7 protein-coding genes are annotated in these 14,233 nt (G+C 38.2%); all 7 read left to right on the top strand.

Annotated features, from left to right (window positions below):
• The first annotated feature begins 127 nt into the window (after positions 1 to 127).
• The 7 genes from GN105_RS07035 to sov all read left to right on the top strand — a co-directional run bounded on the left by GN105_RS07035 (position 128) and on the right by sov (position 13,956).
• On the top strand, positions 128 to 781 hold the full coding sequence (locus tag GN105_RS07035) for an SPFH domain-containing protein (RefSeq protein WP_173014978.1): 654 nt from the start codon (positions 128 to 130) through the stop codon (positions 779 to 781).
• A gap of 479 nt (positions 782 to 1,260) precedes the next feature.
• On the top strand, positions 1,261 to 2,175 hold the full coding sequence (locus GN105_RS07030) for a formylglycine-generating enzyme family protein (RefSeq protein WP_155284707.1): 915 nt from the start codon (positions 1,261 to 1,263) through the stop codon (positions 2,173 to 2,175).
• Positions 2,176 to 2,542: 367 nt separating this feature from the next.
• Entirely contained in the window at positions 2,543 to 3,436 is an 894-nt protein-coding gene (locus GN105_RS07025) for a formylglycine-generating enzyme family protein (RefSeq protein ID WP_173014977.1), read from the top strand.
• A gap of 334 nt (positions 3,437 to 3,770) precedes the next feature.
• Complete coding sequence (locus tag GN105_RS07020; RefSeq protein WP_155284706.1) at positions 3,771 to 4,628, top strand: formylglycine-generating enzyme family protein; 858 nt, start codon at positions 3,771 to 3,773, stop codon at positions 4,626 to 4,628.
• A 238-nt stretch (positions 4,629 to 4,866) separates the two neighbouring features.
• The gene (gene ruvA, locus GN105_RS07015) at positions 4,867 to 5,451 is read left to right on the top strand and encodes a Holliday junction branch migration protein RuvA (protein WP_155284705.1); all 585 of its coding nucleotides are present in this window, start codon (positions 4,867 to 4,869) and stop codon (positions 5,449 to 5,451) included.
• Positions 5,451 to 6,875: a hypothetical protein gene (locus GN105_RS07010; RefSeq protein ID WP_155284704.1), complete on the top strand. Its 1,425-nt coding sequence runs from the start codon at positions 5,451 to 5,453 to the stop codon at positions 6,873 to 6,875. Before ruvA ends, GN105_RS07010 begins: the two co-directional genes overlap by 1 nt.
• Before the next feature lie 28 nt (positions 6,876 to 6,903).
• Positions 6,904 to 13,956 (top strand): T9SS outer membrane translocon Sov/SprA, encoded by a 7,053-nt coding sequence (gene sov, locus GN105_RS07005; protein ID WP_155284703.1) that lies wholly within the window; start codon positions 6,904 to 6,906, stop codon positions 13,954 to 13,956.
• The last annotated feature ends 277 nt before the right edge of the window (positions 13,957 to 14,233 follow it).

Raw genomic sequence — 14,233 nt, 5'->3', positions numbered from 1 at the left:
CGTAATTATGGTTCTGAGTTGTGGTTGTAATGATTGTACCACAGCCACAACTACGAACTATAGATTTTGATTAACTAATAACTATTAAATTTTTGGGGTTATGAATTTCCTTAACAAAATTAAATCTATGGATTTCAAATTTTTACATCGGAATATTGATGTAATAAAATGTCTGGAAAACAATGACAAATTGTGGAATGTTTTTTCTTCCCCAACAACCATCAAAAATGGAGCGAAACTTGTTGTTGATAAAACACACGTTGCAGCCCTTGTGAGCGGTGGTCGATTGGCGGATATGTACAGTTGTGGTCAACACGAATTGGTTGCTTCCAATATGCCCATTTTCGCGACACTCAAAGGGTGGAAATACAATCACACCTCACCGTTTGAAGCAGAAGTTTATTTCATAAATACCGCAACGTTCCATAACCAAAATTGGTCTACTCTTTATCCTTTTCCACTTGAGGATGAAAAGTTAAAATCTGTAGCCATCGAAACCTCAGGTACATACAGTTTCTGTGTAAAACCGAATCCTTCTGCTTTTATAGAAAATTTAATAAAAGACCAAGAAGTTGATTCTCAAGAAAGATGGTTTAACAACTTCATTATTAAACGATTTAGAAACTATTTGGAAACATCGGGTGTTGATTTACTGAGCATTGTAAAAGAACCTCACCGATTTTCGAACGATTTAATGCTCACTCTTAAAAATGACCTTTTAGATTTTGATATCATATTAGATGAATTTCAAATAGATAACTTCACAGTTTACAAAAATTAAAAGAAAAACTTCTAAGCTCCATCCATTACGTAGCATTTTTAATCAATATTATATATTCACTTTCAATATTTAGGAGCTTAACATTATGTACTACCACTTCTCAAGAAGATACCCAAAAGTATCTTCTTTTTTATTTTTGCGAGATTTAGAAGCATTATATGACAAAATTGTCTTTATTTTTTATTCTGTCAAAACAAAAATATAAAACACTAACAATCAATGATTTAAAATTTAATTTTTATAACACACACCATTTCAGCTTGTTAAATTATTTGTAATTGTGTATCAATTTTTTCAAAAAAATGTTTTTCATATAAAACTTATTTATATTTTTGTCCCCAGATAAGTAAATGTTTTTTAGTTTTTTTTAATTTTTTTTAACACTTGCTTTCAGTTTGCAATCTCTAAAAATTAGTCCTTATCTGATTAATTTTAAATACAATATATAGCAGCAAGAATAAATCAACTCAAATATAGTCATGAAAAACAACGCTACGTTTACTCTACGGAGTTTAATTCAAAAACAGAATCTTTTCAGATTCCTTTCCTACACTGCAATAGTAGGAATGATTTCATTAACAAGTTGTAAGAAGGAACAAGAAGAATTAATCAATCCTACAACAAATTCAAAGTCTTCATCTTCAGGAGGGGGGAAATCCAATTCTGGAGGAACTAACTCCAAGCCCGATTCAGATTTAGTTTTTGTAGAAGGAGGCACATTCCTGATGGGAAGCCCTGCCGGCTCGGGCGATGGAGACGAACGTCCACAACACAAAGTAACCCTTAAAAGCTTCAAAATCACTAAGTACGAAATTACCAACGAGCAGTATGCTAAATTTTTATCTGAAAGAGGAAATCAGACTGAAAACGGAGTGAAATGGTATCAAGGAACAGATTTTGACATAACAGGTAAAAAGTACACAGCCAAAAAAGGGAAAGAAAGGATGCCTGTACGATTCGTCAGCTGGAATGGAGCTGCTGCCTATGCCAAATGGGCAAAAGGAAGAATCCCAACTGAAGCCGAATGGGAATACGCAGCAAGAGGAGGGAAAAAAAGTAAAGGATACACTTGGAGTGGAAGCAACAACATCAATGAAGTTGCTTGGTATGTTGGTAACTCCGGACAAAGACTTCACAATGTAGGTGAAAAAAAACCAAATGAATTAGGAATTTACGATATGAGCGGAAATGTATGGGAATGGACTGCTGACTGGTACGGTCCTTACAAAAAAGAAGCTCAAACAAATCCTAAAGGTCCTGCTACAGGTAAAGCCCGTTCACGACGTGGAGCCAGTGCTTTCTGTACCGCTCACAACAACCGTTCTGCAAATCGTAGTAACAGAGCCCCCAATGGAGTACGTCACAATTTAGGTTTTCGTGTTGTTTTCGACTAACAACAGAAATATTTCTTAACTTAAAAAAATCCCGTTTATCATAACGATAAGCGGGATTTTTAACATAATTATCATCTATCTCATAAAAAATAAACGATTTAACTATATATATTATCAATATCCGATAATAAATTCTATTCATATAGAAGATATTCTTATATTAAATCATTATAAATAAGACTTCTAAAAGGAATACACACACTTCTAATTTTTATTAACTTCTTATAAAGTCTGCATAAATATTTTTCAAAACAACTTTCTTTTATAGTTTTGCCTCCCGAAAAAGACTATGTAATACATAAGACCGATTAAAAAACTATTGGTCACAATAATTCCTCTGGATTAATTAAAACAAATTAAATATAGTATGAAAAAAAATGTTCAGACCGCAGTAAAAAAGTGGGATGCTTTTAAACTGCAAAAATTTTCTAAAGGTATCGCTGTATTAACAGTAATGGCAACAACTACACTGATGAGTTGTAATAAGGAGGAGCAGGACTTCACTCCCTCTGATACAGTAGCTGTAGAAACACAACCGGAAATTTCTCCCAATCTTTTTTCAAAATCAATAAAAGACAACACTGTGTTTGTGGAAGGAGGAACTTTCTATATGGGAACAGGAAAAGCTCATAAAGTAACTTTGAGCAATTTCAGAATTACCAAATGGGAAATTACCAATACCGAGTATGCAAATTTTTTAAATTCAAAAAAAGAAAACAGAATTGAAAATGGAGCCAGATGGTATCAAGGAAAAGACATCATTCAAGAAGGAAAAACATTCAAAGTCCGAGCTGGTAAAGAAAAACATCCTGTAATTTTTGTTACTTGGAACGGAGCAAAAGCATACGCAGAATGGGCAGGAGGAAGGATCCCTACCGAAGCAGAATGGGAATATGCTGCTCGTGGAGGTAAAAAAAGTAAAGGTTATATGTGGAGTGGAAGCAACAACATTGATGAAGTTGCTTGGTATGTGAAAAATTCAGGAGGAAGAATGCATCCCGTAGGAACAAAAAAAGCTAATGAATTAGGAATTTATGATATGAGCGGAAATGCTTGGGAATGGACTGCAGATTGGTTCGGGTCTCTACCAAGAACTCAGCAAACAAATCCCAAAGGTGCTAATCAAGGAAGTTTACGAGTAAGACGCGGAGCCAGTGCCTTCTGTACACCAGCAACTTGCCGTACTACATATCGCAGTAAACGTGCTCCCAATGGCGTACGTCACAACTTAGGTTTCCGTGTTGTTTTCCCTGCGAGATAAACTTAGAGAATTATAATATAAATCCACCTCTTATATATAGGTGGATTTTTTTATTCACTTAAAGCAAGTCGTATTTCAATGCAAAACATCGTAAAAACAATTCTCTCCTTATATTTTTTTGAACATTTTAACTTTATAAACTTAAAGTTTATATCTTTTTTATGATTGAACTGTTTTTTGTGTAACATTAATTTGTATATTTGCACCCTCAAACTAATGTTTTTGAAGCTGTATTTCAATAAATTAAAAGAAATTTATATGCTTTTATAGTAATGAGATTATTTCAATAACAGTGGTTTACAAATAAAAGATTAATAATTTAATACTATTACTTATGAAGAAAAACATCGTAAAGTTAGCAAAAGGTGTTGTCACAGTTTCAGTATCAATAGCAATGATTTCATTGGTTAGCTGTAATAAAAAAGAAGAAGAGATAACACAAAAACCAATAATTGAAAATACTGTGGTATTCGTTGAAGGAGGAACTTTCCTTATGGGAAGTCCTACTAAAGATAAACAAAGTCAATGGGATGAAAGACCTCAACATAATGTAACATTGAGCGATTTTAAAGTTAGTAAATACGAAATCACGAATGCTCAGTATGCAAAATTCTTAACTGCAAAAGGTAACCAAACAGAAGACAGAAAAAAATGGTATCAAGGTAGAGATATTGAACAAAAAGGAGAGGTTTTTATTCCAAAAGCGGGTACAGAAAATCTTCCGGTAGTTCTCGTTTCTTGGTATGGAGCTAAAGCGTATGCTGAATGGGTAGGCGGTAAATTACCTACTGAAGCTGAATTTGAGTATATCCTGAGAGGAGGAAATAAAAGATTGAACCAAGATGGAATTTTTGCTGATGAAGATGGTGTAGGTGATAACATTGGTGATTATGCTTGGTACAGAGACAATTCAGGAGGTAAATTACACCCGGTTGGAGAGAAGAAACCTAATGAGTTAGGATTATATGATGTTAACGGAAATGTTTGGGAGTGGACTGCTGATTGGTATGGAACTTACCCAAGTACTGACCAAACAAACCCTACTGGAGCTGAAAGTGGAACTTACCGCGTTCGTCGTGGAGCAAGTTTCTCTTGCCTACACGATAAGTGCCGTATCGCTAATCGTGGAACTTACATAGCTCGTGATGGACAAGGAAACATCGGATTCCGTGTGGTTTTCCCAGCGAAATAATATAAAAGTTTTGTAAAACAAAAAGCCTTAACAAATTTGTTAAGGCTTTTTTTATTTTCATATATTCTCTTTACAAAAACAATAATTCTATTTTTAAACAATCTTTCTTTATGTGATATTGTTAAATTTTTAGGATTAAATCTTAAAAAAAAATCGTTTTTATTAAAAATATTTCTACATAAAAATATATTTCATACCTTAGCGGTTCAGTTTGGCAAGAAAATCAGAATTTATAAAAATGATTACCCAATTACAAGGAAAACTTATCGAAAAAAATCCGACCTATGTAGTTATTGACTGTGGTGGAGTGGGATATTTTGTAAATATTACATTGCATACTTTCTCATCACTTCTTGAAAATGAAAATATTAAGCTGTACACGTATCTGCAAATTAAAGAAGATGCTCACACACTTTATGGCTTTTTAACCAAGGCAGAACGTGAAGTTTTTGTGCTATTACTATCGGTTTCGGGAGTTGGAGCAAGCACGGCACGCACAATGCTTTCTTCACTCACAGCGACGCACGTTCGCAGTGCGATAATCAACGGGGATGTATCTACAATTCAATCCGTTAAAGGGATTGGTGCCAAAACCGCACAACGTGTTATTTTGGACTTGAAAGATAAGATGATGAAGCTTCAAGATTTTGACGATGTACCTTATAATGAAGTCAATACCAACAAAGAAGAAGCGCTTGCCGCTCTGGAAGTATTAGGGTTTGCCAGAAAACAAGCCGAAAAAGTGGTGGACAAAATTGTAAAATCAGCTTCAGAAGAAATTTCTGTGGAAGAAATTATAAAACAAGCATTAAAGAATTTATAATGAGTGAGTTATTATTTTCGGTAGGTGATGTGTTTAAGATATGGTTAGAGCGGTTTAACCTCTTTTTTCCGTGCCAAATCCTTGAAAAAAATGAAGATAAAGGACTTTTGGTGTTGGTTTTCAATAACTTTCAGTCAGAAATTCCAAAAATAGAAAATATCAAAAATTGGCAGCCGCTGTACAATGACCATCACTATTGGAAAAAAGAATTTTTTTGCGGTTGGATATCTGATTTTGAGCAACTTAATCCTGTTTTTTTAGGAAATGTCCCCACCACTTCCATTCCGGCAGAAAAGGAAATTGACAAATGGACGGTTCACAATACACAACAAATTGAATCACAATACCTTTGGCAACAACTTGACACGGAAATACAAAAGAATTTCAAGGCACAGAAGTATTCAAAAATTTGGATAAAAGAGCCTCCCACTAATAATTTTTTCAAGGATTTGGCAGAAAAACATCGATATAGTTACGAAATTGAAAGTGATTTTTTCTCTTCGGAACTCATTGATTATTTGGAAATTACACCGATGATTATCTGTTTAAATCTTCCACAGAAACAAAATCTCAAAGTGGTAGATATTTCAAAAACACATCTTCGTGATTTGCACCTGAATATCAGCAATGTAGAAAAGTTAATTTTAAATCCGCTACTTGTTGATTTGGTTTTAACGGGTGATTTTTCAACATTGAAAACGATTGAATGTCCGTTCGGCGGAAAATTGCTGGACTTACAACTGAATTTAGAAAATTCACAGTTTCATTTTTCGGGTTTGGAACAAGTGAAAAAGGTTCGGATTTTTTCTAACCAAAAAAATGCAGTCGATGGGCAAAATATCATTGAGTGTCTGCCACAAGTAGAAGATATGTTAATCAACGGACAAAACGCAACCCTACATAACGTGTTATCTTTCAAAGAACTAAAAAATATAAAAAGCCTTTGGATTACCAATGCTTATGGTTTTAATGATTTCCCACAACCAGTGGATTTTCCGCTGCTGGAAAAACTTTGGGTGTGGAGCATTCCGAAAACGGTAGGCGATAAAATCAAAAAAGAATTTTCGAAACTCCCTGATTTTGAAGCAAAACAATTGCGTTCAGAAAGTTGGCTGAAAGCCAATTTAGGCAACCCGTTTTCTGCTTGGGACGGACGAGACGGAACCTCTGCTACTATTGCCAAAAAAGCAATGGCTGCCTATACGAATTTCTATAAAAAATTAGACAAAAAAGACCTCAAACCTGAAGAAAAAGAAGCTTTATTGATTGATTTTATTCAGATTTTTAATCAAATTGATAAAAAACATTCCATTGATACCTTAGAGCGAGAAGAAATCTGGGAAGCTTTCACGCAACTTGCCCAATTGACCCCGCTCAATGACAAAGAAATTGAAACCATTTTTGAAAATCATCGTGATTTCTAAGAAAAATCATCGGAAAAAATATAGAATTATGAAGAAATCCTTGAAAATTCTAAATCTACTACTCCTTTTAACAGCGATGCAACTCTTTGGGCAAAATGAGCCAAAAGATAGCATTGTGGTCAAAAACAACATACCAAAAATCGGGTTGAAAAAACCTGAAAACATCATTCATAAGTACACCTACGATCCGCAAATAAACAAGTACGTTTACACAGAAAAGCTGGGTGAGTATGACCTTTCCGTTCCTATGTTTCTGACTGTTAAGGAATATGAAAATTTGGTACTTCGTGAACGAATGCGAGCTTACTACAAAGAAAAATGGGACGCAGTTGATGATAGCAAAACGGGTGAAAACAAGAAAAAAGTACAACGTGATTTACTTCCGGATTTGTACGTAAATTCTGATTTTTTTGAAAGTATTTTCGGCGGAAGAAATATTGATTTAATTCCTCAGGGAAGCGTGGGAATTGATTTGGGCATACGTTACAACAAGAACGACAATCCCGCCATAACACCCCGAAACAGAAGCACTTGGGGGTTAGACTTTGACCAACGAATCAGCTTGGGACTTACCGGAAAAATCGGGACGAGGCTTTCACTCAACGCCCAATATGACACACAGGCTTCATTTGATTTTCAGAACGTTTTTAAACTCGAATATGAACCCAATGAAGACGATATTATTCAAAAAATAGAGTTGGGGAATATCTCAATGCCAATGTCTAACTCATTGATTACGGGTTCTCAAAGTCTATTTGGAGTGAAAACAGAATTAAAATTCGGGCGGACAACCATCACCGGAGTATTTTCTGAGCAAAAATCGGAACGAAAAACCGTAACGGCACAAGGCGGAGGTACTGTAACCGAATTTGATTTTACAGCTTTGGATTATGACGAAAACCGAAACTTCTTTCTGGCACAATTCTTCCGTGACCAATATGACAAAGCCTTGGAAAATTATCCCTTCATCAACAGTAAAGTACAAATTACACGTTTGGAAGTATGGGTAACCAACCGCAACAACCGTACAGGAAATATTCGTAACATATTGGCTCTACAAGATTTAGGAGAATCAAAACCCGAAAACACACGTATCAATCAAAATGCTCCTGCGGGTTTCTTTCACACAACAAACAATAATATGCCAAGCAACACGGCAAACGACTATGACCCTACACAAATAGGAAAAACATCGGTACTTTCGGAAGCCATTCGCGATGTGGCAACTTTACAGCAAGGTTTCGGAAGTCTTTCAAACATCGTTAGTCAAGGTTACGATTATGCTGTGATTGAAAACGCCCGAAAATTAGAAGAAGGTACTGATTACAAAGTTGATACAAAATTAGGATACATCTCACTTAACATCGCCCTGAGCAGTGATGAAGTGCTTGCAGTAGCATATCAGTACACCTACGGAAACCAAGTGCATCAGGTGGGCGAATTTGCCAACGACGGAATTTCGGCAACAAGTTATAACATCTCGGCAGCAAATAATGCCATTACCAACAATTTATTAGTTTTAAAGATGTTAAAAAGTAATCGACTGAGTGTCAAGGACCCTATATGGGATTTGATGATGAAAAATGTCTATTCCTTAGGTACGGCTCAGTTGGACCCCGAAGATTTCAGAATGAACATCTATTATTCTGACCCATCTCCTATCAACTACATTACAAAAGTATCTGACGTTGGCTGGCCTTCGGGGCTGGAAGACAAAATATTGCTGAACTTATTTAACTTCGACCGTTTAAACAAGTACAACGACCCACAACCCGGAGGAGATGGATTTTTCGACTTTCTTCCCGAAATTACGGTTGATGAACAATACGGGAAAATTTTCTTTACAAAAGTAGAACCTTTTGGGGAATTTCTGCACAAAACCTTAGGAGGAGGCAACTACTCTGACCCAACCACTTACAACGAAAACCAACGAAAATACGTTTATCCGAGCCTGTACTCAAACACCAAAACGCAAGCCCAAATGGATGGAAACAAAAACAAATTCCAAATGAAAGGACGCTACAAGTCATCGGGCAGACGAGGAATATCATTGGGAGCTTTTAACGTACCCCGTGGTTCGGTAACAGTTACCGCAGGCGGACGTATTTTGGTTGAAGGGATTGATTATTTAGTTGATTATCAATCAGGAATTGTTGAAATCACCAATCCAAGTTTGGAGGCTTCAAATTTGCCAATTCAAGTATCGGTAGAAAATAATCTGATTTTCGGAGGACAAACCACACGTTTTATGGGATTGAACGTTGAACATAAATTCAGCGACAAATTCATAATGGGAGCTTCTGTGGTCAATCTTCGCGAACGTCCTTACACCCAGAAAACAAGTTACGGACAAGAATCGGTTAATAATACCATTTTTGGCTTTGGCGGAACCTACTCAACAGAACTTCCTTTCCTCACTCGCTTAGTAAATCGTATTCCTACGATAAAATCCGATGTTGCCTCAAACCTTTCTGTGCGTGGTGAGTTTGCCTACCTTATTCCGGAAACGCCCAAAGGTGATAATTTTGACGGAGAAACAACGGTTTATTTGGACGATTTTGAATCAGCTCAGACAACCATTGACATCCGCTCTCCGTTGGCTTGGAAACTTGCCAGCACCCCACTTGAATTTGGTTCCGGAAGCGGAACACAACCGAGAACCTTGTACGGAACATCGCCCGATGATCCTGAAAATTTGAAAAACGGTTACGGACGTGCCAAAATGGCTTGGTACACAATTGACCCTATATTCTACTCATCGCAAAAACCTTCGGATGTGAGCAGTGATGAGATTTCAAAGAACAGCACACGACGCATTTATATCGAAGAAATCTTTCCAGAACAGCAAGTAGCACAGGGACAAACACTTGTACAGCCAACTTTAGACCTTGCGTATTATCCTAACGCCAAAGGACAGTACAACAATAATCCTGCATTTGGAGCTGCCAACGCCGATGAAAAATGGGCTGGAATTATGCGAGGAATGACCTACTCCGACTTTCAGGAAAGTAACATTGAATACATCCAGTTTTGGATGCTTGACCCTTATACCTCAGGAGAATACTCAGGAACAGGAGAACTGGTTTTCAACTTAGGGAATATTTCCGAAGATGTTTTGAAAGACGGACGTAAACAGTACGAAAACGGATTGCCGGGGCTTTCATCTTCATCAACTGTTAATACCTCTTCTTGGGGAAGAACTCCGGGAGCACAATCATTGTTATATGCCTTCGATGCAAGTAGCGAAAACAGAACGCTGCAAGATGTTGGGTTAGACGGATTGCAAAACGCACAAGAAGCAAGCATTTACACGAATAATATTTCCGAATCACCTAACGACCCCGCTTTGGATAATTACGAATACTATTTAGCACGAAGTGGCGGTATTTTAAATCGTTATTACAACTATAACGGAACAGAGGGCAACTCCCCCGTTGCAGTAGGCAACAACGATAGGGGTTCAACAACGGTTCCCGATTACGAAGATATTAATGCCGATTTCACAATGAATACGGCAAACAATTACTACGAGTATCGACTTCCTATAAAGCCTAACATTTCACGCAGCGATAGGTACGTAAATGACATTCGTACGGTTTCGGTGGAAGCTCCTAACGGAAGGAACGTCTCGGCACGCTGGATTCAGTTTAAAATCCCCATTGCCGAAGGGAAAATGGTACGTGAAGGATACACATTTCCCGTAAGTCCCAATGATGAAATTGACATCATCAATTCCATAACGCATATGCGAATGTATATGACCGGATTCTCGCAAGATATGCTATTGCGATTCGGGACGCTGGATTTGGTACGTGGCGATTGGCGTTATTATAACTACACTCTGAGTAGCGATTTGGATGATCCGACAGATGATAACACTCATACTGAAATCAATTCAGTGAACCTCATCGAGAATGAAACCCGTACACCCATTCCGTACGTGATGCCTCCGGGAGTTTATCGGGAAAGAATCAACACCAATAACACGCTAATAGAACAAAATGAGCAATCCCTGTCATACATTGTTGATAATTTGGAATCTTATGACAGTAGGGCTGTTTACAAAGTAATGAGTATCGATTTGAGGCAGTACAAGTACATCAAGATGTTCACGCACGCTGAGGCTTACAATAACAAGTCATTGAATGACGGACAGATGGTTGCCTTTATACGTATCGGTACGGACTTTAACGAAAACTATTATCAGGTAGAAATCCCACTGCGAGTAACCCCCATAGGAACATCATCGCAAGGACTTATTTGGCCAAAGGAGAACGAACTGATAGTCCCAATGGAAATTCTGACAAAAATCAAAGCCATCGGGCTGAGAAATCAGACATTGAATAACGCCACGTATTATGATGCAAATCTCAATACAGTATCTGAAAATACGCCGTATGTGTTTGGTGAAAACCGATATGCAATAAAAGGAAACCCTTCACTGGGTAGCATACGTTCCGTAATGATAGGCGTGAAGAACGTATCAGGGCATACTGCAAGCGGTGAATTTTGGTTTAACGAACTGCGTGTAGCCGAACTCTCCAATTCCGGAGGGTGGGCAATGGTAGGTGCCTTAGATGCCAATGCTTCTGAGCTTATGAATCTCTCAGCCACGGGACGTATGAATACCGTTGGCTTTGGTGCCGTTGACCAAGCTCCTAACCAGCGAGCCATTGAAAGCACTAAGGAATACGATGTAGTGATGAACATCAATGCCGGAAAGCTACTCCCTACCAAGTGGAATATGCAAATTCCACTCGCTTTGAACCATTCACAGAAAGTATCAACGCCCGAATACGACCCTGTTTATCAGGATATTCGCTTGGAAGACAGGCTTAGCGTAGCCCAAACTGCTCAGGAACGGGAAGCCATTAAAGAACAAGCCGAGAATGTTACCGTACGAAGGGGCGTAAACCTAATCGGGGTGAAGAAAAACCTATCCGAAGGACAAAAGAAACGATTCTATAACATTGAAAACCTGACGCTGAATTATGCTTACAATGAAGTAAACCACAGGGATTACGAACTGAAATATGAAAACGAGCAAAACGTGCGGGCAGGTCTGTTATATAATTACGCCTTTGATGCTAAGCCGTTAGAGCCTTTCAAGAAGATAAAACGCTTGGAAGGCAAAAGATACTGGCAATGGCTATCTGACCTAAACCTCAACTTGCTTCCTACCAGCGTGATGTTTTCTTCCAATATCACAAGGTCATTCTCAAAACAACTCTTCCGAGACGTGTACTTTGAAGGAGTCGATATCACAAAACAGAAGGCTATGCCTGAGCTTCAGCAGAGAAATTACCTGATGGACTACCAAATAGGCATCAATTACAACCTGACTCGTTCACTGCGTGTGAATTTCAATGCCACGAATAACAGTATCATACGTAATTACTATGCGTATGATGCCAACGGAGATGTTTCCGGCGTACGCAAGGACGTAGGTTTATGGGATAATTTCTGGGATTTAGGAGATCCGGATCATTTCTTCTCGAAGTTCCAATTGAATTACGAGCTTCCATTCTCCAAGTTTCCGTTCCTGCAATTCATCAAAGCGAACTACACGTACTCAGGTGACTTTGATTGGCAACGCGGTTCGCAAACACTGTTACAGCTCGCCAAGCACGATATCAACACGTTACAGAACGCTAACACGCACAATCTGACAGCGAATATGACCTTCGACCAACTCTATCGCTACGTTGGCATTAAGCCAAGTGCAAGGACAGAGAAACAGAAACTATGGAAATCATTGGCAACGATGATTAAAAACATCAGCGTAAATTACTCCGAGACTAACGGAAAAACGCTCCCGGGCTACACGCAACGCGTTGGATTCTTAGGAACCACGAAGCCTTCATTCGGATTTATGTTCGGAGACCAGTCTGATGTACGTTACGAGATGGCAAAAAGAGGGTACCTGACCAATTTTGCGGACTTTAACGACCCATTCTTACAGTCCAAAGAAAGAAACCTAACCATCACGGCAAACTTGCAACCCATTCCCGATTTGCAAATCACCCTGAAAGCCCTACGGCAATATACCGACAACTATACGGAAACCTTCGAGGTACAAAACTTCGTGTATAACAAACTTATTGGTAATCAAACAGGGAATTTCAACATATCTACCAACTTGCTTGCCACTTCGTTCGATAAGGTGGACGAATACAATTCGGAAGGCTTTGAACGTTTCAAGCAGTACAGGCTGAATATTGCCAATCGTTTGGCAGCTGAAAGAGGTATCAACCTTAATGACCCCAATAACTTGGATAGCGAGGGATTCCCCAAAGGCTACGGCAAAACCAGCCAGCGTGTGATGATACCGGCATTTTTAGCGGCTTACTCAGGGCAAAACCCCGATAAAGTATCACTGGGAGCTTTCAAGAATATTCCCATACCCGAATGGAGCATCACATACACGGGGTTAATGCGTCTGGAACCTATCAAAAAGGCATTCAGGAGATTTACTTTAGACCATAGTTATCGAGCCAGCTATTCATTGAGTGATTTCAGAACTAATTTGGAATACGACCCGAATGACTTGAACAAGGTAAATGCAGCCGGAAACTTCCTAAGTGAAAAGCTGTTTACCAATGTTACCTTAGTGGAACAATTTAATCCGCTTATCAGAGCCAATATGGAGATGAAAAACTCTATTAACGTGCTTGCTGAACTAACGCGTGACCGTACCGTATCCATCAGCTTGGATAACGATTACTTAACTGAAATCATCGGGAAGGAATATAAATTAGGACTGGGATACCGTATCAAAGACCTGCGATTTGTTACCAAGGTAGGTGGCGTGAAAACCACACTGAAAAGCGACTTAATCCTCAAAGGAACCCTTTCGTATCGTGATGAGTTTACCGTAATCCGCAATATGGAGGTATTTAACAATCAGGTAACGGCAGGTCAGACGAACTGGCTGGGGAACTTCACAGCAGAATATAACCTCAGTAAGAACCTACTGGCTTCTTATTACCTGCAGTATAATTTCTCGAAATCGGCTATATCCACTGCGTTCCCGATGACTACAATCAGAACCGGGCTATCTGTGCGATATACTTTTAATTAACGAAACGACAAGCTAATTATCCGAGACCATTATACAAAAATTCTCCCTTAAGTGCTTTACCTAAGGGAGAATTTTTTTTATGCCTGAAACAATAATCCGGCATAACAAACACTTTATAAATTATTCTTGTACATAATTTTAGTAATACTTGTCAAGCTGAGCGAAGTCGAAGTTTTTATTCTAATTATACTTACCGAGTCTTCGACTACGCTCAGACTGACATTCAGTAACACATCAACCCCATTCAGATTACTAAAAACGATAATCCAGCATAACA

The sequence above is a fragment of the Capnocytophaga felis genome, assembly GCF_009684755.1.
Lineage (GTDB): Bacteria > Bacteroidota > Bacteroidia > Flavobacteriales > Flavobacteriaceae > Capnocytophaga > Capnocytophaga felis.
This window is presented reverse-complemented; position numbering and strand designations above follow the sequence as displayed.